We start from the raw sequence: 24,907 nt of genomic DNA on the forward strand, positions 1-24,907 counted from the left end.
GGCCGCGGGCGGTGTCCGGGCCAGGGGGGCGGGACCTCGGGGGCGGTGGTTCGGGTTAGTGGGTGGGGAGGTTGGCTCGGGTGTCTGGGGTTAGCGGGGTTAGGAGGTCGGGGGCGGCTGTGAGGGTGAGGTTGGTCGGGTCCAGGAGGTGGGGGTGGAGGGCGTAGACCTCGGCGCCGGCTTTGGGGTCGATGTCGCCGGTGATGACGGCGATGAAGTCGGCGCGGTTGGCTGCGTCGAGGTCCCAGTAGCGGTCGGGTTCGAGGCGGGCGGTGAGGCGGCGAGCGAAGTCGGGGAGCTCCTCGGAATCGCCGCGGAGGTATCCGACCACCGAGCCGTCGGCGCAGCGGACGACCACCTCGTCCGTCCGGGCCGCCGCGTGCCAGCAGCACACTTCCCACAGGCTCACCCGGTCGCCGGCACCGTGTACCTCCTCGATCGTCGCCGCCATCAGTGCGACCTGCGGCGCGTACCGCGCGATGCCGTGCCCGTACCCTGCGGCGCTGAGGTTCACGTCGTACCAGCGGAGTTCCTTGGTATGCAGGTCGACGCCGAACGGCAGCAGGATCTTGGCCGGCCCGGTCAGGTCGAACCGGTCCTCCACCGCGGCAGGGTCGAACAGCCCGGACGGCTGCCGCATGATTCCTATCAAGCCGCGCTCGAGCTCGCTGAACGACACGTCGTTGTAGCTGAAGACCACCGGCAGCACGTGGCGCCCGCCCACCCGGCGCAACGCGACCAGGTCGAGGTCGACGAACTCCGTCGATCCCTGCGGCCCGGGCGCCGACGTGAGGTTGCCCGAGTGCACCAACGCGTCCTGGTCGAACCTGAGCCGCGTGTAGTCGCACAGCCCGAGAAACGCCCACTCCTCGTCGAACACCGCGACCGAGAGGTCCAGGTCGACTCGCCGCCCGGCCGGCTCCACCCAGTGCACGAACAGCCGCAACAACTCGTCCTGCGAGATCGGCGCCGCACTACCCCGCGTCATCCGCAGCAACGTGGACGACGCGCTCCGCCCAGAAGCAGGCGCAGCCAGCCGCGCCAACTCCTCGTCCAGGAACGCCCGCCGTACCCGCGGCAAGGAAGTTGCCCGACGCAACAACTCACCGACCAGTACTGCGGCCAGCGATGCGGCGAGTTCCGCAGGCAGCGGTTCGCGATCATCCACGGAGGTCCAGATCCGGGTCGTTCCGCCGCGCGGGAAGAACAGCCGGAGGTCACCCGGCGGCGTTCGGACCTGGCCGAGTGCGGCGGTCAACACGAAAGGCGACACGTCCGAGACAGCCGTAGCGACTGCCTCCACCAGTGAGCCGTGCGCGTCCACCGGCAGTGCACGAGCGAGCTGGACCAGTCGGCGGACCATCTCCCCCGGCCGCGTCCGCAACAGATTCAACGCGAGATCGGCCCGCTCGGCCGCGAACGCCCCCTCGACCCGACTGGCGAAGGTGTTCATCCTCAGCCGTCCACCTTCGAGCCGGACGACGGGATGCTTTGCCGCCTCGCTGAGGACCGCGCGACCGGTCGGGCTCGTGGCATCCAGGGTGGTTCCGCGCAGCACGGCGAAGGCGAGGGCGGCGACCGGATAGCGGTCGGCGAACTCGAAGGGATGCAGGTTCTCCCCGACGCGTTTCCAGGCGCGGTGATGGCGCAGCATGTCCTCGACGAGTTGCTCCACCGGCATTCGGTCGAGCCGCGCAAGCACGGTCCGGCGAATCCCCCGCGCCAACGACTGGCGCCGTACAGGTGGGTTGCGAAGACCGGGATCAGCGCCCATCAGCGCATAGAGGAGTCGCAACGCATCGGTCGCGGTCTCGACGAGCTCGTCAACCAACGAGGGGAACCGCGGCATCAACAGCGCGAGCACCAGCGCACGCGTCTCCCGGACCGGGATCGTGTCCGACAGCCAGGACGGGTCGGCTTCGGACAAGAGCACCCGGAGGTCAGCACGGTCGCCGGCCGACAGCGGCGTCCGACGAGCGAGAAGTTCGGAGGCTGTCGTCCGATCGGCATCGGCCGGCGCCAGGGTCAGCAGTCGGAGACGATCGGCACGACCCGGAGTGGTCACCTCGTCGAAGGACGGCTCGAGGAACGGATCGTCCGGATCGAGGTGCCGCAGACAGATCGGGCACGCGCTGAAGTCGGCTCCGTCCCAGCACGAGCGACAGACCAGGTGTGCGCAGGGCGATACCGGCTGGACCGTCTCCACCTCACCACACAGCACACAGGGCTGCTCGGGCTCCTGCAGCAGCCGCGCAAAGACTCTGTCGATGTAGAAGGTCTCTGTGTTGCCCGGCACGCTCTCGGGGAAGCCCCGGAACAGCGGTACGTGATCGGCCGCGGCGCCCGACTCTGCGTCGAGCACGTCCAGCAGTTCACGACCGAACCCGGTCAACGCGAAGGCGTTCAGTCCGGCGCAGTGCCGGTAGACAGTCGCCGAGAGCAGGAAGCCACGCTGGATCAGCTCGGCCTGCAACGCGGCCAGCCCCGCCTGCGTCGTGAGTGGATGCCGCAGCCACTGCCACGCGGACCGGCGTACGGGTGGGGTGAGACGGGCGGCGTCGACCAGTCGACGGCGGCGCAGCAGGACCGCCGCTAGTGCGTCAGGCATCGACCCTCCCCGCGAACATCGGCAACAGGAACAGCAGTGGGAACCACAGCAGGGACACAGGTGCCAGGGGCGGAGAGCGAACGCGCTACATGCCTGGTGAAGGAGAAGGAAGCACGTCCAAGAGCCGTCCCTGGCAAGAAGAACGCTACTGGGCTCCACCGACAGTTTCGGAGCCGCTCTGACGCTGGTCCGAGAGCCTGTCTGGAGGCCTGTCCTGAAGCGGCGCGACGGCCGCGGGTCCGCAGAAGGGACCGGACAAAGAAGAGGTCCAGTACCAGGGTCGGGGCCGCCCCGCCCAGACCCCGGTACCAGACGACTCCAGAGTAGAGCCGCCGGACAAGTCCTGCGCCATCGGGCCACCCCAGTTGGCACTTATTTGCCGCCAACAAACCCTTGAATGAGTGGACCAGTGAGCACCGCTGGATCAGACCACTGGCGTGGGTTCCATCACATCGGCCGCCAGGCCCAGTCGCAGGGAAACCCTCATTGTCACGCGTGGCAGGTGTCGAGCCACGGATAGTGGTTAAGGTCTCCGGCATGGTTGGTGGGGTGGTGGAACGGGCGCGCTGGCGTGACGTGTTCGGACATGCCGAGTTCAGGGCGTTGTTCCTGGCCGGCATCCTGTCCGTCGCAGGGGATCAGCTGGCCCGGGTGGCACTCTCCGTGTTGGTGTTCGAACGCACCGAATCCGCCGGGCTCACCGCGCTCACCTACGCCCTGACCTACGTGCCGGATCTGCTCTTCGGCCCTTTGCTGGCAGGGATCGCCGACCGGTATCCGCGGCGCCGTGTGATGATCATCACCGACCTGGCGCGCGCAGTACTGGTGGCCGCGATGGCGATCGAGGCGTTGCCGCTGATCGTCGTGATCCTGCTGCTGATCGCGCTGCAGGCCTTCGGCTCGCCGTTCAACGCGGCACGCGCCGCGACGCTGCCAGTGGTGCTGCCAGGCGACCACTACGTGCTGGGTAAGGCCGCGAACGACATGGTCGTGCAGTTCAGCCAGGTGCTGGGCTTCGGCACCGGCGGCCTTGCAGTGGTCGCAGTGGGGACGTCGGGAGGCCTACTGCTCGACTCCGGGACCTTCCTGCTGTCCGCACTGCTCATCGCTTTCGGAGTGCACGCTCGCCCGGCCCCTGCCAAGCAGGTCGACGAGCCGCGACGCAGCTACTTCGCAGACATGGCCGCAGGCGCCTCACTGGTCATCCGTACTCCGAGCCTGCGCGCGCTGATCGCTCTGGCGACCATCGCCGGGTTCTACGTCACGGTGGAGGGCCTCGCCGTCCCCTACGCCAACGAGATCGGCGGCGGTCCGAAAGCAGCGGGACTCCTGCTGGCCGCGAGCCCGGCTGGGGCGGTCGTCGGCATGTGGCTGATCACGCTGTGGCCTCCTGAGCGGCGGATGCGCCTGCTCGGGCCGCTCGCGGTCGCCGCCTGCGTCCCACTCGTGTTCTGCGCGTTCAGACCCGGACTGGTGCCGACACTTGTGCTCTGGGCGCTCTCAGGGATGGCTTCGGCCTACCATCTGCCGACCAGTGCCGCTTTCGTCCAAGCAGTACCGGACCACCAGCGGGGCCAGGCGTTCGGAGTCGCTAGTACGGCTCTGAAGGGCAGCCAGGGCCTCGGAATCCTGCTGGCCGGCCTGATCGCCGACAGGACCTCGCCATCGCTGGCACTGGCTGTGGTGGGTGCCGCGGGAGTGCTCGCGGCCCTTGTGGCGGGCACTGCCTGGGCCCGTGCCCGCCAGGGCTCGGTCGGAACCGCGGAAACAGTTACGGAATGAGCGGCCGGAGACTCAGGGAAATATCGCCGGACGCCGTCCGTAAAATGTGAGTAAAGAATTTTTCGGACTCAGCGGCGGTTCACCACTCGTTACCACCGGTGAACCACTCGTTACCGGGCCCGCCGGCCAGCCGGAACCACTCGTTGCCACCGCCGGTGAACCACTCGTTCCCGCCTCGGAACCACTCGTTTCCGCCGGTGAACCACTCGTTGCCGCCGCGGAACCACTCGTTGCCGTTGCTCTTCTTGGTCATGGTCTTGGATCCTCTCGTTGCCAACCGTCTGATGGAATACCTGCGCCTCGGGGATGACCTCACGTGAACAGGCAGTTACTATTCAGCAATAACCGTTCAGGTCTATCTGTGTGAGGCCACCATGATTCTGATCGGTCGGAGCAAGTGGGTGCCACCCCGCCGATGGAAGCTCTGGTCGTTACCGCGTCCTGCGCTGAGCTACGTGCTCGGTGTGGAAGCGGTCGCTGTCACGATCACCGCCCTCGCTGTGGCATTTACGCTCTCCGGCGACCATCCGGGGGTCAGGCCGTCCGAGTGGGCTGCCTTCGCCGTGCTGGCGGTCGCTTCTGTCCTCCATCTGGAGTCTGCCCGCGGAATCGAGCGGCGACGCGAGATGGCGGCGAACACTTCGCCGTACACGAACCTGAAGAGCCTCTGGGTCTTCGCCGGGCTGCTGCTGCTCCCGCTGTCACTGGTGATCGCGCTGGTGGTCGTCTCGTACAGCTATTCCTGGATCCGTGTCTACGGGCGAACCATCGCGCACCGCAAGGTCTTCTCCGCGAGCACGTTCATCCTCGCCAGCGCCGGCGCGGCCGCCGTACTGCGGGGCGGTGGTCTGCTCACCGAACCGCGCGTGCCGACGAGCGCCTGGACCCTGCTGGTCGTGGTCGCCGCGGCGTCCACCTGGTGGCTGCTGAATTTCGCGCTGGTGATCGGCGCGATCCTGCTCTCCTCCCCGGACGCGTCCGCTCGCGGGGCGCTCGGGAACCTCTCCGAGCAGCTCGTGGTGGTGGCCGGGCTCGGTCTCGGCGTTGCCGTCGCCGGCCTGCAGGCGTCGTACCCCTGGATCGTGCCGATCCTGATGGTGACGGTGCTGACGCTGCACCGCGACCTGCTGCTGCCGCAGTTCCAGCGCGCCGCCGGGACCGACGTGAAGACCGGCCTCGCGACCCCGTCGTACTGGGCCAGCGCGGTGCCGGTGGAGCTCGCCCGGGCCGAGACGCTGCGCAGTACGGTCGGGCTGCTGATGCTCGACCTGGACCGGTTCAAGGAGATCAACGACACCTACGGCCACCCGGCCGGCGACCGCGCGCTGCGGGCAGTCGGCGAGAGTGTGCGGGCCGAGGTGCGGCAGGGTGACATCGTCGCCCGGGTCGGCGGCGACGAGCTTGCCGTGCTGCTGCCCGGCGCCTCCGAGACCGAGGTGCTCGAGATCGCCGAGCGGATCCGCGAGCGGCTCACCACGCTGACCGTCTCGGTCGACACCGTGTCGAATGCCAGCGCGGTCATCACCGGCGTACCGGCCTCGTTCGGGGCAGCGGTCTACCCAGCGGTCGCCGGGACGATGGACCAGTTGGTGCTCGCCGCGGACAACGCCCTGCTGACGGCGAAGCGGGCCGGCCGGAACAAGATCGTCTCCGCCCGCCCGAACCCTCCGATCGTCGGCGATCTCTCGGAGAGCCCGACCCCCGACGCCGCCTGATCCACGGCCCGCCTGATCCACTGCCCGGCCTGATCCACTGCTCGACGGCTGTCGCCGCCTGCGGCTGGCCGTCACCCACACGCCGCCGCCGCCGGCTCCAGCGGCGGCGGTCGTCAGTCAGGCGTGGTCGCCGTCGAGCAGCTTGTGGAGCTCCACGATCGCGTTCTTGATGTCGTCGTAGTCCTGCTGGGCCGCCCGTGACTCCGCGCTGATCACGCCGCAGCGATGCACCCGGCGGAAGTCGCCGTACGGGAACTTGTACCGGCCCTTGGTCTCCTCCCCCAGCTCGTCGTCGACGCCGAGATACCACTGGGAGTACTCGTGCCAGCCGTGTTTCTCGAGGTACTCGTTCTCCTGCTCCGCGGTCGGCGCGTGCTCGCTCCAGTCGTCCCGCTCGTCCTTGCGGGTCTGCCCCTTCGAGATCAGATCCTTGGCGTGCTCGAAGGCATCCTTGTTCAGAGTGACGCTCATCGCTCCTCCTCAGGGTCGCGTCACCGGTGCCCCCGAGCCGGCATCAGCTAACCCTGATCAGAGCCTTGCCGAGCAGCGAGCGGTTCTCGATCGCGGCGTGTGCCTTGCCGAGTTCGTCGAGGGAGAAGGTCCGGTCGATCACCGGCACCAGGTCGACGCGCAGCACCCGCTCCAGCACGTCCACTCCGCTGATAACCACGCTCGTCGTGTCCGCGCGGAGGTCCCTGATGCCCTTCACCGTGATGCCCCGGCGCTCTGCCTCGGCTTCGTCGTACTCCGCGAAGCCGCCGCTGGGGGCACCGTGCGCGGAGAACCAGCCGCCGTCCTTCACCGTACTGAACGCGGCCGCTCCGAGCTTGCCGCCTGCCCCTTCGAAGACGACGTCCGCGCCGTCGCCGTTGATTGCCTCGAGCACCGATTTCTCCCAGCCGGGCTCGGAGTAGTCGATCACCACGTCGGCGCCCTGGGCCTTGACCAGATCGAGCTTGGCCTGGCCGCGAGCGGCGCCGATCACATGCGCGCCGGCCTTGTGCGCCAGTTGCACGAGCAGTACGCCCATGCCCCCGGCCGCTGCGGTAATCAGGACCTCCTTGCCCTGCAGATCGGGGGCCAACTGCTCGAGCAACAACGCGGTGAAGCCGTCGCCGAAGGCCGCGACCGCCGTCTCCAGGTTGAGCTCGTCAGGCACGGTGAGCAGAGAGTCCACGGGGACGACCGCCTGCTCGGCGTGCGCCCCGAAACCGGCCGTCCGGCCGATCACTGTCTTGCCGATCCAGCTGTCATCCACGCCGTCACCGACTGTGCGGACCTGCCCGCCGAGAGAGTTCCCGGGGACATACGGCGGCGTCACATCGAAGAACCCGCCGTGCTGCCCGTGCCGGATCGCGGTCTCCACGAAGATCAGGTCGGTCACCTGAACGTCGACGACGACCTCCCCCGGACCAGCAACCGGCTCCGGCCAGTCCATCGTGCGAACCACCTCCGGGCCTCCGAACTCCGTCACTACCGCTGCCCGCATCTGGACCACTCCATCCGTCGCTGTTCTGTGGACAAGAGCCTGCAACCTCAACTTGAGTTCAGGTCAAGCCCCGGGTTGTCCACAGGCGAGCGTGAGGGGTGCGGAAAGCTGTCGGTACTTCGGCGTAATCTGCCGTGCATGTTCGACGCCGTCTTCCTGCCAGCCGACCCGCCACGCGCGGGCCGGCTGGCCCTGTACGGCGACCTGGCGGCGGCCGGGGTGGTCCCGGACAGCAAGGTGGAACTGGTCCTCCCCCGCGGCGATCAGGTGCGGCGGACGAAGGTCGCGGCGCGGTTGTTGCCGGTCGAGGAGGCGCTCGCGCTCTTGACCCGGCCGCCCTCCCCGGACGATTCGGCGAGTCATCGGGCCTGGGCAGCCGCGGCACTCGCCGGGGTCGGGTTGATCGCCCGTGGACGGCTCGTGCCGGATCGAACCCCCAGCGGGTACGGCGCCTGGCGGGTGGCGCCGCTGGATCCGACCGATCACGGCTGGCTGAAGAACCTCGGTGCGGCGATGCCCGCGCACGGTCACGCCGTACCGGTCGAGGGGTCGCGGCCGCTTCGGCTGGCTGGGCCGGAGCAACTCGTCCGGGCGTTCTGGGATGCGCTCGCGGACACGTTGGTGCGGACACCGGCGGCAGGCGTCGCAGTACGGGGTAGTGCGGCCGCGTTTGCTGAGGTGGAGCCTCGGGAGCTCACTGGGTCCACCGCCTGGTTGGACGAGACTGCTTTGAGCGAGGAGGCAGGTGCGCGGCTGGTACTGCGGATCGAGCCGCCTGAGGATGACTCGGAGTTCAAGGCGGTCCTGCAGTTGCGCAGCGGGGTGGACCCGAGCCTGCTGGTGGATGTCGCTGACGTGTGGAACGCGCCGGCCGCAGTACTGGCTGCTCTTGGGGAGCGAGCCGAGACGGATCTGCTGCTCGCCTTGCGGCGTGGGGCGCGGGTCTGGCCGCCGCTTGGTGCGGCGCTTCGAGATGCGGCGCCGGCCGAGGTACCGGTGGACGATGTGGCGCTGGACGAGCTTGCCGGGGACAGCGATGCGCTGGAAGGCGCCGGGATCGAAGTGTTGTGGCCGGCTGAATTGTTCGCCGGTGAGTTGGCGTTGCGCGGTGCGGTTCAGGCGACGCCGACGCCCGGCGCGGTGACCGGGCCGGACTTCAACCTGACGGATCTGCTGGCCTTCAAGTGGCGACCGACGCTCGACGGCCAGGAGTTGACGGAGGCGGAGATCGCCGCGCTGGCGGAGGCGAAGCGGCCGATGATCCGGATGCGCGGGCGATGGGTGCGGATCGACCAGGACCTGGTGCGGAAGTTGCGGCGCGGTGGATCGCGGAAGCTGACCGGCGCGGAGGCGCTGGGTGCCGCGTTGACCGGTTCGCTGGAGGTCGACGGTGAGCTCGTCGCCTTCGATGCGGACGGCTCGCTGCTGACGATGGTTGATCGATTGCGGGCCGCTTCTGAGCCCGAGCCCTTCGCGGAGCAGCCGGTGGGGTTGCGGGCGACGCTGCGGGATTATCAACGCCGGGGTGTGGCGTGGATGGCGCAACTGGCGGAGCTCGGGTTCGGTGGGTGCCTCGCGGACGACATGGGGCTGGGCAAGACGATCCAGGTGATCGCGCTGCATCTCCACCTGTCGCGGCGTGGTCGCGGACCGACATTGGTGGTGTGTCCGTCGACGCTGCTCGGGACCTGGGAGCGCGAGCTGGAGAAGTTCGCGCCGGGCGTGCCGACTCGGCGATATCACGGTGCCGGGCGTTCGCTGAGCGATCTCGCCGCGGACGAGGTGGTGCTGACGACCTATGGCGTGGTGCGGCAGGATCACCGGGTGCTCGGCGAGATCTTCTGGGGTCTGGCAGTGGCTGACGAGGCGCAGCATGCGAAGAATCCCTTGTCCAGAACGGCTCGGGCGCTGCGGACGTTGCCTGCGGCAACCAGGCTTGCGTTGACCGGGACGCCGGTGGAGAACCGGTTGTCCGAGCTGTGGTCGATCCTCGACTGGGCCGCCCCGGGATTGCTTGGCACGCTGGATCGCTTCCGCCACGACGTCGCAGTACCGGTCGAGCGGTATCACGATGAGGAGGCGACCGCGCGGCTTGCGCGAGTGACCCGGCCGTTCCTGTTGCGGCGGCGCAAGAGCGACCCGGGGATCGCGCCGGAGTTGCCGCAGAAGTCGGAGCACGACGTGGTCGTACCGCTGACCGCCGAGCAGGCCACGCTGTATCAGGCGGTCGCGCGGGAGACCCTCGCCAAGATCGAGTCGGCGGAGGGGATCGCGCGGCGCGGGCTGGTGCTGAGTCTGCTGACGCAGTTGAAGCAGGTGTGCAACCACCCGGCCCAGTTCCTGCACGAGCCCGGGCCGCTGCCACGGCGCTCGGGGAAGCTCGCCGCCCTGGACGAGTTGCTCGACGTGATCCTGGCCGAGGGCGAGTCGGTGCTGATCTTCAGCCAGTACGTCGAGATGTGCCGGCTGATCGAGTCTCATCTGGCGGCTCGGCAGGTGCGGACGTTGTTCCTGCACGGTGGGATCGGCGTGCGCAAGCGGGAGCAACTGGTCGAGCAGTTCCAGGCGGGCGAGGCGCAGGTGTTCCTGCTGTCGCTGAAGGCGGGCGGTGTCGGGCTGACGCTGACGAAGGCGACCCACGTCGTGCACTACGACCGCTGGTGGAACCCGGCCGTCGAGGACCAGGCGACCGACCGGGCGTACCGGATCGGCCAGGACAAGCCGGTCCAGGTGCACCGACTGGTCACCGAGAACACCTTGGAAGACCGGATCTCCACGGTCATCGCCGCCAAGCGAGAACTGGCTGATGCTGTTGTCGGTTCCGGCGAAGCCTGGCTGAGCGAACTCTCCGATGCCGACCTCACCGAACTGGTCGAACTCTCCACGACGCCGGCCAAATCCGGAGCGGCGAGCGCCTACAACCCTTCGTCTGTAGGTAAATCCACCGGTGTCGTAGACCAGGCTGCTGCTGTGGGCGTCGCTGACCGGTCGGGTTCTGTGCGGGTCGTTGGGCCGTCGACTGATGTTGACGATGGCGGTGAGCTGGATGAATGAACGGACGCCGTGGCAGGGGTGGCGCGGATATGGGGACAACGCGGGGTTGCCGACGGCCAAGGGGCCGGGGAGCCGGCGGCCGTTCGGGGCGACGTGGTGGGGCAAGGCTTGGCTGGATGCGTTGGAGCACCGGGCTCGGCTGGATCCGAATCGGCTCGGGCGGGGTCGGTCGTATGCCCGGCGGGGAAGTGTTCTGGAGCTGACGGTGGATCCCGGCGTCGTACGGGCTTCCGTGCAAGGGAGCCGGGTGACGCCATACGTGGTGACGGTGCGGATCCGCCCTTTCACCGACGACGAGTGGGACTCGGTGCTTGATGTGGTGTCGGCGCAGATCGGTCGGGTTGCCGCGTTGCTTGACGGTGAGTTGCCGCCGGAGCTCGTGGATGACGCGCAGGCCGCGGGACTCGAGTTGTTGCCGGATGCGGGCGAGGTGAAGACCGACTGCAACTGCCCGGACTTCGCGGTGCCTTGCAAGCACTCGGCCGCTGTCTGCTACTTGATCGCGGACGCGTTGGACGAGGACCCGTTCGAGTTGCTGTTGTTGCGCGGGCGGCAGAAGGACGAGTTGCTGGCCGCCCTCCGCGCCCGACGCTCGAGCGGTGCCGAGGCGCCCGCGCTCAAGGCAAGGCCGGTCGGAGTACTTGCGAAGGCTGCCTTTGCCAGAGCGCCTGCCGCGGTGCCGTCGCCGCCAAGGCCGTTGGGGCAAGCCGGTGCGCCTACCGCCGTGTTGGTGCTGGAACCACCTCGGCAATCGGGTGTCGAGGGGCGCGACTTGGTGGCGCTGGCGACCGATGCGGCTCAGCGGGCTTGGGAGTTGGCGTCGGGTGACGGCGATGGTGGGCTCGGTCTGACCCGAGACGAGGATCTGGCTCGGCGGGCGGCCGGACTACTCGGTACGTCGGGGCTGGCGGACCTCGCGCACCGCGCCGGAGTATCGGCCCGCTTGCTGACGAACTCTGCCGTCGCCTGGCGCGACGGCGGCGCGGGCGGATTTGCCGTCGCGACTTCGGAGCCGGTCGACGTGGATCCGGCGGGGCTGGCCGAAGGACTGGAGGTTCTAGACGGTGTTGTGGAAGGCAACCGAATCACCGCCGACCGGCAACAACTACGCCTCGGCGCCGACGGCCTCTGGTACCTCTTCACCAACCATTTCAACGACTGGGTCCTCACCAAACCTCCGTCCCCCGACCCCACCGACCTGATCGGCGCCACTGACGACTGAACGCGTGCGACACTGAACGATGGAAAAGGACGGCTGGCTCGACCAGCTCCTGCTGGGCATCCTCAACGTGCTCAACCAGCCGGTGCTGGCCGTCGTCGTTGCGCTGGGCGGTGGGTTCGTAGTCGCGCTGCTGGCGCGGCTGTCTCCCAAAGAAGACTGGGAGTTCATCAAGGACGGCCCTGGCGCTGTGCTGACCGGAGCGTTCCTCGTACTGGCCGGCCTCAAGAGCGTTCCGCGCCTGGTGTTGCCGGAGACCAACTTCGTCTGTGATCGCACGATTGGCCCGCTCGGCGTGCCGGAGACCGGTGATTGCCGGTGGACGAGCACTGGTACCACCCACATCGTTTACGACTACACCTTCGGCGACTTTCTTCGGGAGTTCGCTTCGTCGCTCGTGCTGGAGGCCGTCCTCGGCGGGCTGGGCGCCGTCCTCGGCATCCTCGTGGCGAGGATCGTCCGCCGACGTCGGGTCATCGGCTAGCCCGGGCGGAGTCTGGAGCGGCGGTTCAGGTGCTGGTGGCTCGGGCGGTGACGAAGGCTTGGGTCAGGCGAGTGATCAGGTCGTACGGGATCGGGCGGTTCAGCGGGAACTTCAGGGTGCCTTTGCCGGAGCGGTAGGGGGTGATCTCCTGTGCGAGGGCGTCGTCGAGCGGTGGGATCGGGTAGACGGAGATGTGCGCCTTCCAGCCGCTGAAGTACAGCAGGGACTTGCCGTCGAGGGTGATTGTCGGGATTTGGTAGCTGATCTTCTCGCCGGGATCCGGGACGGCGGCGCGGATGGTCTGGCGGACCTTCTGCAGGATCGCCTGGACGTCGTCGGGGAAAGACGCGATGTACTCCTCGACGGAGGTGAAGTTCGTGGTCGCCATCTCCCCATCGTGGCCGCGGGACCGCCGTCCGGCAATTACCTAGCCGGCGAGGTGTGGGAGGAGGGCAGTGGTCAGGCGGGTGGCGATCTTGGTGTGGCCTGCGACAGACGGGTGGACGTTGTCGGTGCAGTCTGCCTCGGTGATCCAGCCGTCGGTGCTGATGTAGTGGATCGCCGGATCGTCGGCAGCCTTGACCGCGGCTTCGATCTCGGCGGCCCACTTCCCGCCGAAGGGGCTGAGGGCAACGATGGTGGAGCGCTGGTACACCGAGCGCACCCGCGCCAGGTAGTCGCCGTACTCGGCCGGCGTCAGGTCCTCGTCATTGACGCCGAGGTTGATCACCACCAGGTCGGAGTCCTCGACGCGTTCGGCACGGGAGCCGGCGAAGTTCCAGCCGAAGGAGTCCAGGCCGGGCGGTACGTCGCCGTTGCCGGTGCGGGTGATGCCCTGCCGGCCGAAACCCACCTGGTACGCCGAGGCACCGAGGGCTCGCGCGGTCAGGTAGGCGTAGGACTTCGTGCCGTCGGCGCCGCCTGATTCCGGGTCGGAACTGAGTGCGCGGACTCCCTGGGTGATCGAGTCGCCGTAGAACTCCAGCCGCGGTCCGCCCGGGCGTCCGGCCAACCGGAGCCGCGTCGAGGAGTCGAGCACGAGGCCGGCGAACACGACCGCGCACTCGAACGGCTGGTTCCACCGGTTCGAGTGCTCGTTGACGTCCTTGACCACGATCTCGACCTTGTGCTGGCCGGGTTCGGCGGTCAGTTCGATCACCGGCTGGCCGATGAGGTGCAGTTCGGGCTCACCCTCGTCGAGCGTGATCCAGAGGTGCGGCGGCACGGTCAGCCCGTCGGCGTCGAACAGCCCCTGGACAGCGGAGCCGTTGAAGGTGAAGGAGATCCTCGAGCCCGAGTTCACCGTGATCGCGAGCCCCGGCTGGTGACCCCACTGGCCCTCCAGCACGATCCGCGGATCCCCCGGTGCGACAACCTCGCCCGCCACGAACGCCACCCTGCACTCCTCACTCGAACCCACCTCAACCGGCCCCATTCTGCCGGACCGAGGCCAGCCGCCACGCTGCCGCTCTGGAGGCGGACAGGGAAGCCCTGATCACCAACCTTCCTTGTGGGCACGGGCCTCGAAGAGCAGGATCCCGGCCGACAGCGCGACGTTGAGCGAGTCGGCCTGCCCGAGCATCGGGATCGACACCGCCTGGAATCCCTGCTGGTGCCAGCGTTTGTCGAGCCCGCTGCCCTCCGAACCGACCACGAACGCTGTCGGCCGTCCCCGGTACGCCGTCGCGCGGTAGCTCCCGGTGGCGCCGGGATCCGCGAGGTGGACGTCGAACTCGTGCCGGCGCAACCACTCGGCGGCATCGGGGATCGCGTCGAACTCGAGCACCGGCGTGGTGAGCACCATGCCCCGGCTGGCGGCGTACACGGTCGGGTGGGACAACCTCGCCCGGCGTGACGTGAGCACCAGGCAGTCCGCCCGGCACGCGTCGACGGTACGGATCAGCGTGCCGAGGTTGCCCGCGTACTCGACCCCGTCGGCGACCAGCACCAGCGAGGACTCGTCGAAGCGGAAGTCACCCGGCCGCCAGGCAGGGAGCCTCGCGATCGAGATGAGGCCGTCGGGTCGTCCCCGGCGGCTCAGCCGGGCCAGGAGTTTCTCCGAGATCCGGTACGCCTCGGTGCCTCGCGCGGCAACCCGCGCGGCGGCGTCCGCAGTACGGGCGTCTCCTGCTTCGGGGCAGTAGAAGAAGGCGTCGATAGTGGTCGGGGTGTCGAGGAGTTGATTGTGTTCCCAGCAGCCCTCGACCAGGATCCGGCCTGCCGAGGCGTCCTTGCGGAGCGCAAGCAGCTCACGGATCCGGGGGTGCTGGGGGCCGATCGGGCGGGCGTCGAGACGTGACGGTGCCATCAGAGACTCCGGTGAATGAGAACAGCAAGCCGCCCGGGGACGCCCGTCTGGGGGCGTCCGCACCGGTACAGCTGCTGGGGTCGGCTAGAGCGTTTGAGGACGCACTAGCCGAGCAGTCTCATCATGCTTCGGAGCGTAGACAAAGCCTCCGCAGCCGTCATCCGATTTTCAGTCAGGTCGGAGTGCGGCCTGGGAGTAGGCGGACGACCTCGGCGACGCTGGTCTGGCTGAAGTCGCGGTACCACTCCCCCACGCTGTTCAGCAGCCGTGGCGTGTGCAGACAGATGACCTCGTCGGCCACCTCCTCTATCTTGCTCAGGCTGCTCTTGGCGGCGACGGGCGCCGCGACGACGACCCGGCCGGCCGAGAGCTCGCGAGCGACCAGACAGGCCGCCCTCATCGTGGATCCGGTGGCGATACCGTCATCGATCAGTACTACGGTCCGCCCGCTGAGAGCGATCGGCGGCCGGTCGCCGCGGAACCGGATGGCGCGTGCCTCGACCTCGGCACACTCGCGCTCCTCGACCTCGGCCAGGTCCTCGGCCGAGAAACCGGTGGCCTGCAGCAGCGCCTCGTTGATCACCCGGACCCCGCCCTCCCCGACGGCGCCGAGCCCGAGCTCAGGCTGGTAGGGCAACCCGAGCTTGCGCACGACGATGACGTCGAGCGGCGCGTCCAGGTGCCGCGCGACGACAGCGGCGACGGGCACCCCGCCCCGCGGCAGCCCCAGCACGATCACATCCTCGTCGCGCAGCCACCGCACCGCGTCGGCCAGCCGGCGTCCAGCTTCCTCCCGATCGGCGAACATCCTCGGCCCATCCTCTTCGTCCGTTTCCTCAAGTGGAGACGCCGAGCCCGCCGCTGGCAAGACCTCGCGTCCGCTGCACGGACGCGCTGGTCGGGTGCGGGAGATATCCACAGGCGGGTCTCACTCGGTTTTCGATCCGTCGGTCCTGGTCAGTAGAGTCCGTTTTCCGGCTCTCGACGGCTTAGGCTGTCGGGTCGGCCGGGCACACGGGAGGAGGTTCGCGATGGACGCGACGTTGCTGGACGCTGAAGCCGAAGCGGCCGTACTGCGGGTCTACCGCCAGGTCTTCGCGGTGCTCGCCCGCGAGGCCGGCGCGATGATCGTCGATCCCGAACTGCTCGACGTCGACCAGGCGATCCTGGACGCCTTCGCCGAGGCCGGCAGCGACGGGCTGACCGTCGAGCAGGCCACCCTCGCCTGCCGCGGCTACCCGCACGACGTGATCGTCCGCCGCTTCGACGTCCTGCGGCAGTACGGCGCGATCACCAAACTGGTCGACCGGCCGAACGAGTTGCGCCACCGCGCCGCCTTCGCGCCGTACGTGATGCTGATGTTCCTCAAGCGGATGTCGGTGCAGGGCGGCCAGGCCGAGCTGCACCAGTTGCTGACCCTCGAGGCACACAGCGTGAGCGATCCGCGAGCTACCGCCGAGCAGGGTCAAGCGTCGATCGAGCGCCTGACGAAGGTGTTCCGGCTGCTCGGAAACGAGCTGTCGATCCTGGTGTCCACCAGCACGACCGCGCAGTTGCGGGAGAACGCGCAGCTCGCCTGGGGTAACGAGCGGCTGATCGAGCAGGCCGAGAAGGTGCACCGGATCGTCCTCGACCGGTGGCCCGCTCTGCACCGGGCGTGCACCCAGCTCCGGATGTCCCTGGCCGCCTATGCCGACGCGGTGCAACTGGCTGCCGGCCGACTTGTCGAGCGAGCCGGTACTACGCGCGCGCTCGGGTTGCTGCCGATCGAGACCTGGCTGACGTTCACCCGGAGCAGCGAGACGGAGGTGCTCGCGGGAGTGCTCGACGGGCTGCTCTTCGACGCCGCCGCGCCGGATTTCTCGCCCGAGGGAATGCTCGAGGCGGTCGAATCAGGCCGTCGTACCGGTACTGCGCGGATGGCGCCGCCGCGACCGTCGTCCGAGACGGAGGCGCCGGAGTCCGCCGCGGCGACGGATCGCGAGGATCTGCGCGCCGAGGCCGAGCGGATCCTCGCCGGACGCGACAGCGTAGACGTCGTCGACATCGTGGACGACTCGGGCGACTGGATCACCGCGCGCCGGGTCCTCGCGGAGCTGACCGCGGCCCACCTGCACGACGAGTTGGACTACGAGCTCGTCTGGTCCGACGGGATGAGGATCGATCCGTCAGCTGGCACTCCGTGGGCGACGCACGGCTCGTTCAGGCGGGTGAAGCGATGACCGCGGAGGCAGCGGAGAGCGGGCGGAGCTACAACGCGTTGTGGTGGGCGAAGGTGCAGTCGGCTGGACCTCTGCAAGTTTCACCTGACACCCCGGCCGTCGCCGGCCTGACCCGCGCGGCCGAACCCGACGGCGAATCTGTATGGATGCTGCCGACGCTTCCTGACGGGGCCGGACACAGCGTGTTGGAGGAGCTCGGCACTCCGCCGGTCGCGGTCGAGCAGCCGAACGAGACCGCTCGAGTGCTCGCGATCTGCGTGACCTGCTGCTGGCCGGATCGGAGCGGCCCCGCTTGGCCGGGCGTCGTGGGCACACTCGCACAGGTCAAGGCCGTGTACGCCGGTCTGCGCGGCCGGTCCGAGCAGTCGAGCGACCTGACCCTGATCATCGGCAGCCTCCGCCGCCTGAACGCGACGAGTTGGCTGATCTGGAACGAGAAAGCCAGCGAAGTCCGCCTGGGGCCGCGCGTCATCACCTGGGGGCCATCCCAGCTGACCGGCCTCCGCGAGCTCTGCCGAATCCTCCCGGACCCGCCAACCGCAGTACTGACACCGCGCGACCACCTGGACCCCGAACCCGACCCGCTCCCCTCCGAGGGCGCTTCGCCTACCTCTTCCGCTGCAGCTGAGGGGGACGTGTGACCGAGCAGCACGCCTTGTTCGACCCCTTGCTGCAGGACCTCAGCGATCGCAGCCGCGACGAGGTGCTCGCGGCCTTCAGCGCGGTGCAGTACGCGGCGCATCCGGTGCCCGAGGCCCAGCTAGCCGGGCTCCGTGACGTGACCCTGCGCCGCCAGGTCCAGAAGATGCTGAAGCTCATCGGTCGGACCCTCGTGCACGTCGACGGCACCCACTGGACCGCCGGCTACGCAGACGACGTGGCCGAGACGCTGACCGCCCAAGGCTGGCAACCGCTGCCGGCGGTCGACCGCGCAGTACTGGTGCTCGTGCTGGTCCATTCAGTCGCGATCCCCCGCAGCGAAGGCATCCTCACCGGCGACAGCTGGAAGTCCGCGCGCCCGACGACGGTCGACGAGCTCCGGACCACCAAGATCAGCAGCGAGGAGCGCAGGCTCGCGCTGCAACGACTTCGCGCCGCCGGGCTGATCCAGCTGTCCGGCGACCACTCCGGCGGACCGAGCTACATCCCCGGCCCGCAACTGCAACGACTCACCCCGGCCGCGCGCCGCCGTCTGCAGGATCAGCTGATCCTCGCGGCCGCGCCGTCGAGCCCGATCGCGGAGGCCATCCGCGCTCGCAAAGGCGTCACCACGGAAGAAGGAGCGGCATGAGCACACCCACCCCGGCTGAGGACGGCCCGTTCGACATCCTCGGCTCGAAGGTGCTGCTCGGTGTCCAGGTCGTCGACCTGTCCCGGTTGTCGACGCACCCGATCCCTATGGTCGGCCAGGGCCTCGTCACGGTCGCCGGCCAGGGCCCGACCGACTCGAACGGCGCGGGCAAGTCCTCGTGGATCGCCGCGCTCTCGCTGCTCCACGCCGACGACCAGTGGCGTCTCACCAGCGGCGCCCCGGGTGCTGCCGAGCTGCTGTTCACCGCAGAAGCAGCCGGCCAGGAAGGCAACTGGTCCAACGTCGACCGCGGCTACATCGTCGGCGTCTTCTCCGACCCTGACCTGACCGAGCTCGCCGACATCGAGGCCGCGACGATCACCGTCTGGATCCGGATCAACCGCAAAGCGTCGTACCTGGATCTCCGCTGGAAGAACGGCCTGCACGTCCCGTACGGCTCGACCGAGGCCGAGCGCGCGGCCGGCGCGGACGCGTTGTGGGCGGCGCTCCCCCACTCCAACGGCCGCACCGACTTCCACGCGAACAAGCTCTCCACCGTCCTGTACGGCGGCCAGGTCCGCTGCGTGTCGTTCCTCTCGACGTCCGTCAGGTCGTCGCCGACGGCCAACCTGCTGGCCGAGCCGCTGAACGAGCTCGGCCCGGCCCGCATCTTCAACGCGATCGCGACGCTGACCGGGCTCGATCACGAGCTGGAGCAGGAGCAGGCTCATCGTTCCGCCGAGCACACCCAGCGCGAGGCGACCAAGCAGGCGACGGCTGACCTGGAGCGGTGGGAGCACGAGATGGCGACCGTCGAGGCGGGCATCCTGCAACGTGCCGCCGCGCGCGAGGCCCTGGCTGCCGCGCGCGAATCCTGGCAGGCGCGCTACGCCCGGCACCTGGTCGACGGCGACGCCCGGAACAGCGAGATCCTGCACGAGCTCGCCGAGCTGGACCAGCGCGTGGCCGAACAGGAAGCCCGGCGCGAGTCTGTCGACAGCGAGATCGAGGCGTTCGGCAGCGAGGAGAACCTGCTCCGCGACGTCCAGCTGACCCGGCAGGAGCGCGACAAGCTCGACGCCCGCGACCGTGAACTGGATCTGGCGCAGCGTTCGGTCCGCGAGCAGCTCGAACGTCTCGGCCAGGAGCACCGGCGGTTGCTGGACGACGGTCGCTCGGCCGACGGACGGGACCTCGCCGCAGCGGCCGAGGAACAGGAAGAGGCCCGCGCTGTGCTCGAGGAGCACATCGGGCTGGATCACGGGGCGCGCTCCTACGTTGACCAGGCGACGGCCGAACTGCGCGAAGCGGAGAGTGGCCAGACGGTCTCGGCTCCGCAGCAGCAGGTGCTGGAGAACGCCGGGATCGAATGCGGCGCGCTCACCGACATCACCGAGCTGTCCGTCAAGGACCGCGCCGAGTGGGAACCGCGGCTCGCGCCGTACCGCGAGGCCGTCGTGGTCGCCGCGGATGACTCGGCATTGGCCGCCTCCGCGCTGAGCGACGCCGGCTACCCCGGCTTCCTGCTGATCCAGGCGAACCGCCCTGGCGTTGCCGCCTTCAAGGGCGGTCCCTCCTCCGCGGACAAGCGATTCAAGCTCGACGCGTTCTTCGCGGCGCTGGCCGAGCGCTCTGCGAAGGAGGTCATCGACGAGGCCGCTGGTGTGGTTTCCGTCGGGCAGTTCGAAGAGGCGATCACCGGCCGGACCGCTCGGATCGAGGCCGCCCGCCGCCGCCTGGAGGCCGCCGTAGAAGCGCGCGCCGAGGCTTCTGCCGCGCTCGAACAGGCCCGCGCCCGTGTCGAACAAGCTGAACGCCGTACTGCAGCCGCCCGCGCGCTCGGGACCGCCTCCGATGTCCAGGAGCAGATCCTCGCCCTCCGCGAGGCGAACGACCGCCACGAGAACGACCGCGACGCCCTGGCGCCCGCGCTCCAGGCGGCCAAGGAATCAGCCGAGGCCGCGGCCGGGCAGCAACTCGTCCGCGACGAGCGCCTGAAGAACCTCGAGGCCACTCGGCGCGACTTCGACCGCATCCTCGACGACCTCGGCCGCCGTCGGCTCACCCTGCTCGAGGAGCAGACCGACCTCGACCTGGTCACCCGCGCCACCGCTTGGGGATCCACGCCCGCCGAGGCTTCGGAGTACCTGCTAGGCCTGCCGGACGACGCCCAGCGCCGTACGACCGCCGACTGGAACCACCAGGCCTGCACCCAACTCGACGACGTCGTACGCCGCTGCTTCCCGAACGCCCGGTCCCGCGAAGAGATCCCGTCAGAGCTGTGGGAGATCCTCAACGGTCCTGACGGCTGGTCGAACGGGACGCTGGGCGCGCGGGTCGGCCTCGTGCCGGCGCTGCAGCGCACTCTCGCCAGTCACCTCGCGCAGCACGAGACGTTCGACAGCCTGCAGCAGAAGCAGATCGCCAGCCAACGCGCCGAGCGGAACGCGGCACTCGAGCGTGCCCGCGAGGGACTCGGCGAGGCGGAGAGCACAGCCCGGGCCCACCGCGCATCCCTTGCCGACGGCATCAAAGCGCGGCTGCGCCTGGTGTCGAACGAGTTCGACCGCCTGGACCAGCAGTACGGCGGGTACGGAGCGAAGCTGGAGTACCCAGAGCCCGACCCGCCGGCGGAGCCGGACAAGCCGTGGCGGTGGACCGTCACGCCGAAGTGGCGGCGCTCCGAGGGCGGCCCGTTCTCGGCGTTCAACGTCAAGGGCAACACGGCGCAGATGGACGAGAAGGCCGTGAAGCTGGTCTGCGCCGCGGCCCTGGCGGGTGGCAGCGACCGGCCACTGCTGCTGATCCTCGACGAACTCGGCCGCAACCTCGGCTCCCAGCACCGCCGGGAGGCCGTCGCCCTGTTCGAGCAGATCGGCCGCGACCGCAACATCACGGTGATCGGCGCCCTCCAGGACGACATGGAGCGCTACGCCCTCTCCTCATCCCGCCTCTACGTCAAACTCCGCCGAAGCTCCGACACCATGGCCTACAACCAGTCCCCCGTGGTCAAGGGCAACGAGGAGTACGCCGCCCGGGTAGAACTCCTCCGCCACTGGCTCGACTCCTACCGAGGCCCCCGCCCCACCCTGGACCTCCCCACCCCCACCCTCGAAGACGCCACAACCCCTGCAGACCCCACGCTGGCAGCTCCCACCGCGACCACTGTGGCCGCCCTGCCGCAGGAGGCCGGGCAGACTCCCAATAAGCCCTCCCGCCCCAAGCCAACGCGCAAACCCGCAAGCCAACCCACCGAGAACCCGGCCTAACACCAGCACACCCACAATCCACGCCCCGCCGCTGCTCAGGCACCCTCTGGGGCCCGGGTGCGATCCCACCATGCCGCCCTCCAGACACGCCAGGGCCGGGCAGATCGGTGGGTGCAGCAGTGTCTGTCCGGGCGGGGCAGGCGGGTTGGGTTGGAAGTGAGGTTGGGGTCACAGTGGGTAATGGCTGGGGTGGGTCTGACGGGCGTGTGGGTTTGGGGTGGTGGGGGCGGTGGGGTAGGAGCGGGGGTTGGTTACTGAAGGGTGTTGGTGGACGCGAGGTCGGGGGGGCCTGGGGTGAGTGTGGGCGTGAGCTGGTTTTTGGCGGGATGCTGCGGAAAGGGGACCCCGGTGGTTGGGGGTGACCTGGGGCTGCTTCACACTGGAGTGGTGACGTGTCAGCAGAGGGACGTTCGGGTCCGCTTCAGCTGTTCACACGGAGTAGGCGGAGCTCTGGCCAACCCCTCACCGATCGGCGTACCGTCCGTTGGACAGGTCCAGCCGGCGGCTGATCGGAGGGCGTGAGATGGCATCTTGGCTGCTGCGCGCCCAGTGGGCTCACCGGGATGAATCAGTCGAACACCGCGCGCTTCGAGTCGGGCGCACGCTGACGGCCGTCGCTGTCGCCTTCCCCGACGTGCACCTGTGGACGCAGGACGAGCGCTGGGGATACCACGTGCTCGAGACCGAGGCTGCCACGCCGCTGGAGGAGATGGTCGAGGCGACCACCAAGGTCCTCTCGAACGGCTCGAGTACCACCCGCCTCCACCTGCAGAGCACCGGCGACCTCCCCTGGCTGTTCGACCTCTCCATGGGTGGAACACTCACTGCCGTCGCCGACCAGTTGACCCTCCACTGGAGTGATGAAGACGCCCTCACCCAGTCCGAGCGCTTCGCCCAGGTACTCCGGGCAGTCGTCACCATCTGGGAACCCGAATGGGCTAGCATCGCCGACACCGAACTGGCCGCAGCCGCCGGCGTCTTCCGCCGCGGCATCCCGATGATGGGCTGGCTCACGTACGTCCGAGGCCTCGTAGCCGGCGCCCACGGCATCGATATAGCCCTCACCCCGTTCGAACGAGGCACCCTCCTCCAGGCCCCGGTCGCCCCCGCAGACCTAACCCCCGTCCACATCTGCGCCGCAGCCGCCCTAGTAGGCATAGCCCCCGAATCCCCGTAACACCCGCGCTTGTCACCAGCCCTGAGTTGGGCCAAATGCTTTAGTGCCTCGCGGTCGGGGCTTGCATCGCGTTGAGGATTGCGGCCTCGGCCGGGCTGAGCGCGGGCGGGATGGTGGTCGTGACGCCGTTGATCTCGACGGTCGCCGAGCGCAGTGGCTTGAGGGTGCGCAGGACCCGTCGTAGCGAGAGCCGGGTCCGGTTCTGCACGGCGCGGCTGACTGCGAGGGCGGTGAACACGATGGTGAGGTGGGCCTCGATCGCGTCGCGGGTGCGGGCGAAGATCGGCCGGGCACGTAGGTCGGTCTTTGACATCCGGAAGGACTGCTCGACCTGCCAGAGATCGTGATAGCTGGCGACGATCTCGCCTGCGGGCATGACGCCGGCGGGGATGTTGGTGACGTAGCCCTTCAGCCCGACCAGTCGGCGTGCCCGGGCCAGTGAGGCTTCGTCGAGGACGTGTCCGTCGTTGGTGTTCTTCACGAACCTCGGGGTGCGCGCGGTTTTCTCCCCGGCAACGACGGCCTTGGCGCGGTTCTCCTGCAGGGTCAGGGTCTTGGTGTCGCGGACTGAGCGTTTGGTCGAGTAGGCCCACACCGCCCGCCAGGACCCGGGATGCTGGTCGGGATCCCAGACAGGCTCGGCTTTGGTCTTCGGGTTGCTCGCCGCGTCCTTGTGGAGCCCGGTGCGTGGGGTGATGGTGTCGATGAGTTGGCCGTCGGTGAACGCGGTCCCATGCCAACGGAAATGGGACTCCAGATCCGTTGGCGTCTTGGTCGCCCGGGATCCGACAATGAACCGCAACCCAGCGTTCTCGAGGTCCTTCAGATTGCTCGAGGACAGCATCCCGGCGTCGGCCACGACGACCATGTCGGCCAGGTTGTGCCGTGCCTGGAACGCCTTCACGATCGGGACGATGGTGAGGGTCTCTGCCTTGTTGCCCTCGTAGCAGCCGATCTCGAGTGGGAACCCACGCCGGTCCACCAGCAGCCCGACCACGATCTGAGGGTCGACGCGGCGTTCCTTGGAGTAGCCGACCTTCCGTAGTTCGTCTTCCTTGTCAGCCTCGAAGTAGAGCGTGGTGACGTCGTACAACACCAGGCTGACGTCGCCGCTGGTGAGGGCGTGGTTGAAGCATGCGGTCGCGATCTGGTCGCGATAGGTCCCTTCCCGAGCGCGCCGCAGCGTGCGTTTGCGAGTCGACAGGCTCGCTGACACCCGGCCCATCTCGGCCAGGACGCGGTCGACGTCCAGCAGACTGGTCGGCTCGACCACGCGTGCGATCACCAGGTCGCGGAAGACCTCGTCGTCCACGACGTCGAAGCCGAGGCTGGAGTACACCCCAGCAAGAGCGTCGTAGAGCAGCCCTGAGGAGCTCTTGAGGACACGCAGGCGCGGCACCATTTGTCGCGCTGGCGGCGGGGTCGCGGTGCTGGCGAACAGCCCCGCCTGTGTCGATGGCGGGAGCAGCACAGCCTTCGGGACGGCCGGGGTGATGCCGAGGTCAAGGACTCCTTGACGATCATCAGCAAGCAGCCGGTTCGCTTCTTCCATCAGCAGGCCCAGTTCGGCCTCGTCACGCGCCGAGCCGACGTGACGAACGATCCGACGCCGACCCGCGACCGACTCAGCGATCTGCACCGCCGTGGCCCCCGAGGCCGTGCGCACCCTCCGAACCCAGGCCACCAGCCGATCATACCGACCCGGATTAGTGCCTTGACGGCGCACTAACCAACCGCATATCCGCAGGTCAGCGCGTTCCAGCCCCTGAAGATCTATTCAGGTGACCCAACTCAGGCCGTAACACCCGCGCTTGTCACCAGCGAGAAGAACGCAGCCCGCTCTCGCTGGAGGGCGGCGGCCGGCGGCCGGAAGGTTGTCGGGGTCTCCGCATCAGCCCCTGGCAAGCGCCGGAGTACGGCTGTTGCAAGGACGCTTCACCAGCGCGAGTTCGCGGTCCAGTTCCAGGTGAGCTCGAGTTCAAGGCCCGATGCCGGGTGAGCCGGCGTGTGGGCCGGTTGCTCCAGCGCCGTCACAGAGCTGGTCGGCCGGGCTACGGACTCGCCCGCCGGCGGGGCGGCCGCGCGACTACCGCGCCGAGGGCGATAGCGGCTGGGCTGGCCGTCAGCCGCGGGCTCGCGCTGGCCGAGTGGCTCCGCCGGCTCGCGAGGGAGGCACCGGGCTCGCGCCGGCGTGGTGTGGGGTTGGTGGGGGAAATGTTAAGGGCCACCCGGTGTGGGTGGCCCTTAACAGTGTGAATGTCCGGCGACGTCCTACTCTCCCACGACCTC

Annotated in this window: 19 protein-coding genes; 10 read left to right on the forward strand and 9 right to left on the reverse strand. The window is 68.8% G+C overall.

Going from position 1 to position 24,907, the window contains the following annotated elements; genetic code table 11:
* Positions 1-55: 55 nt before the first annotated feature.
* Positions 56-2,608 (reverse strand): MXAN_6230/SCO0854 family RING domain-containing protein, encoded by a 2,553-nt coding sequence (locus EV648_RS34560; protein WP_132299304.1) that lies wholly within the window; start codon positions 2,606-2,608, stop codon positions 56-58.
* A gap of 537 nt (positions 2,609-3,145) precedes the next feature.
* Between EV648_RS34560 and EV648_RS34565 the strand changes: the two genes are divergently transcribed.
* Positions 3,146-4,390, forward strand: coding sequence for an MFS transporter (locus EV648_RS34565; protein ID WP_132299305.1), 1,245 nt, complete (start codon positions 3,146-3,148; stop codon positions 4,388-4,390).
* A 79-nt stretch (positions 4,391-4,469) separates the two neighbouring features.
* Here EV648_RS34565 and EV648_RS34570 read toward each other — a convergent pair whose 3' ends face one another.
* A complete protein-coding gene (locus EV648_RS34570) occupies positions 4,470-4,643 on the reverse strand; it encodes a DEAD/DEAH box helicase (protein WP_132197344.1) in 174 nt (57 codons plus the stop codon).
* A gap of 121 nt (positions 4,644-4,764) precedes the next feature.
* Here EV648_RS34570 and EV648_RS34575 point away from each other — a divergent pair, with 121 nt between their 5' ends.
* Positions 4,765-6,105, forward strand: a complete 1,341-nt coding sequence (locus tag EV648_RS34575) for a diguanylate cyclase (RefSeq protein ID WP_132299306.1) — start codon at positions 4,765-4,767, stop codon at positions 6,103-6,105.
* A 117-nt stretch (positions 6,106-6,222) separates the two neighbouring features.
* Here EV648_RS34575 and EV648_RS34580 read toward each other — a convergent pair whose 3' ends face one another.
* Both EV648_RS34580 and EV648_RS34585 read right to left on the reverse strand, forming a co-directional pair.
* On the reverse strand, positions 6,223-6,576 hold the full coding sequence (locus EV648_RS34580) for a hypothetical protein (RefSeq protein ID WP_132299307.1): 354 nt from the start codon (positions 6,574-6,576) through the stop codon (positions 6,223-6,225).
* 43 nt (positions 6,577-6,619) lie between these two features.
* On the reverse strand, positions 6,620-7,594 hold the full coding sequence (locus EV648_RS34585; RefSeq protein ID WP_132299308.1) for a zinc-binding dehydrogenase: 975 nt from the start codon (positions 7,592-7,594) through the stop codon (positions 6,620-6,622).
* Positions 7,595-7,732: 138 nt separating this feature from the next.
* Here EV648_RS34585 and EV648_RS34590 point away from each other — a divergent pair, with 138 nt between their 5' ends.
* The 3 genes from EV648_RS34590 to EV648_RS34600 are packed head-to-tail and all read left to right on the forward strand — an operon-like array spanning position 7,733 to position 12,351.
* On the forward strand, positions 7,733-10,648 hold the full coding sequence (locus tag EV648_RS34590; protein ID WP_132299310.1) for a DEAD/DEAH box helicase: 2,916 nt from the start codon (positions 7,733-7,735) through the stop codon (positions 10,646-10,648).
* A complete protein-coding gene (locus tag EV648_RS34595; RefSeq protein WP_241995889.1) occupies positions 10,641-11,870 on the forward strand; it encodes an SWIM zinc finger family protein in 1,230 nt (409 codons plus the stop codon). The genes EV648_RS34590 and EV648_RS34595 overlap by 8 nt, the downstream gene beginning before the upstream one ends.
* Before the next feature lie 19 nt (positions 11,871-11,889).
* Positions 11,890-12,351, forward strand: coding sequence for a hypothetical protein (locus EV648_RS34600; RefSeq protein WP_132299312.1), 462 nt, complete (start codon positions 11,890-11,892; stop codon positions 12,349-12,351).
* Between the two features lie 25 nt (positions 12,352-12,376).
* Here EV648_RS34600 and EV648_RS34605 read toward each other — a convergent pair whose 3' ends face one another.
* From EV648_RS34605 to EV648_RS34620, 4 genes are all read right to left on the reverse strand, one after another.
* On the reverse strand, positions 12,377-12,739 hold the full coding sequence (locus EV648_RS34605; protein ID WP_132299314.1) for an iron chaperone: 363 nt from the start codon (positions 12,737-12,739) through the stop codon (positions 12,377-12,379).
* 39 nt (positions 12,740-12,778) lie between these two features.
* On the reverse strand, positions 12,779-13,747 hold the full coding sequence (locus tag EV648_RS34610; RefSeq protein ID WP_241995890.1) for a GDSL-type esterase/lipase family protein: 969 nt from the start codon (positions 13,745-13,747) through the stop codon (positions 12,779-12,781).
* Between the two features lie 99 nt (positions 13,748-13,846).
* Positions 13,847-14,659: an RNA methyltransferase gene (locus tag EV648_RS34615; RefSeq protein WP_132299316.1), complete on the reverse strand. Its 813-nt coding sequence runs from the start codon at positions 14,657-14,659 to the stop codon at positions 13,847-13,849.
* 172 nt (positions 14,660-14,831) lie between these two features.
* On the reverse strand, positions 14,832-15,467 hold the full coding sequence (locus EV648_RS34620; RefSeq protein WP_132299318.1) for a phosphoribosyltransferase: 636 nt from the start codon (positions 15,465-15,467) through the stop codon (positions 14,832-14,834).
* 223 nt (positions 15,468-15,690) lie between these two features.
* Here EV648_RS34620 and EV648_RS34625 point away from each other — a divergent pair, with 223 nt between their 5' ends.
* The 5 genes from EV648_RS34625 to EV648_RS34650 all read left to right on the forward strand — a co-directional run bounded on the left by EV648_RS34625 (position 15,691) and on the right by EV648_RS34650 (position 22,618).
* Entirely contained in the window at positions 15,691-16,881 is a 1,191-nt protein-coding gene (locus EV648_RS34625; protein WP_132299320.1) for a hypothetical protein, read from the forward strand.
* Positions 16,878-17,522: a hypothetical protein gene (locus EV648_RS34630; protein ID WP_199234977.1), complete on the forward strand. Its 645-nt coding sequence runs from the start codon at positions 16,878-16,880 to the stop codon at positions 17,520-17,522. The genes EV648_RS34625 and EV648_RS34630 overlap by 4 nt, the downstream gene beginning before the upstream one ends.
* Positions 17,519-18,172: a hypothetical protein gene (locus EV648_RS34635; RefSeq protein WP_132299322.1), complete on the forward strand. Its 654-nt coding sequence runs from the start codon at positions 17,519-17,521 to the stop codon at positions 18,170-18,172. The genes EV648_RS34630 and EV648_RS34635 overlap by 4 nt, the downstream gene beginning before the upstream one ends.
* On the forward strand, positions 18,169-21,441 hold the full coding sequence (locus EV648_RS34640) for a chromosome segregation ATPase (RefSeq protein ID WP_241995892.1): 3,273 nt from the start codon (positions 18,169-18,171) through the stop codon (positions 21,439-21,441). The genes EV648_RS34635 and EV648_RS34640 overlap by 4 nt, the downstream gene beginning before the upstream one ends.
* 523 nt (positions 21,442-21,964) lie before the next feature.
* The gene (locus EV648_RS34650; protein ID WP_132299326.1) at positions 21,965-22,618 is read left to right on the forward strand and encodes a hypothetical protein; all 654 of its coding nucleotides are present in this window, start codon (positions 21,965-21,967) and stop codon (positions 22,616-22,618) included.
* 40 nt (positions 22,619-22,658) lie between these two features.
* Here EV648_RS34650 and EV648_RS34655 read toward each other — a convergent pair whose 3' ends face one another.
* Complete coding sequence (locus EV648_RS34655; RefSeq protein WP_132299328.1) at positions 22,659-24,302, reverse strand: IS1634 family transposase; 1,644 nt, start codon at positions 24,300-24,302, stop codon at positions 22,659-22,661.
* Positions 24,303-24,907: the final 605 nt, after the last annotated feature.

The organism is Kribbella sp. VKM Ac-2568 (genome assembly GCF_004345365.1).
GTDB lineage: Bacteria > Actinomycetota > Actinomycetes > Propionibacteriales > Kribbellaceae > Kribbella > Kribbella orskensis.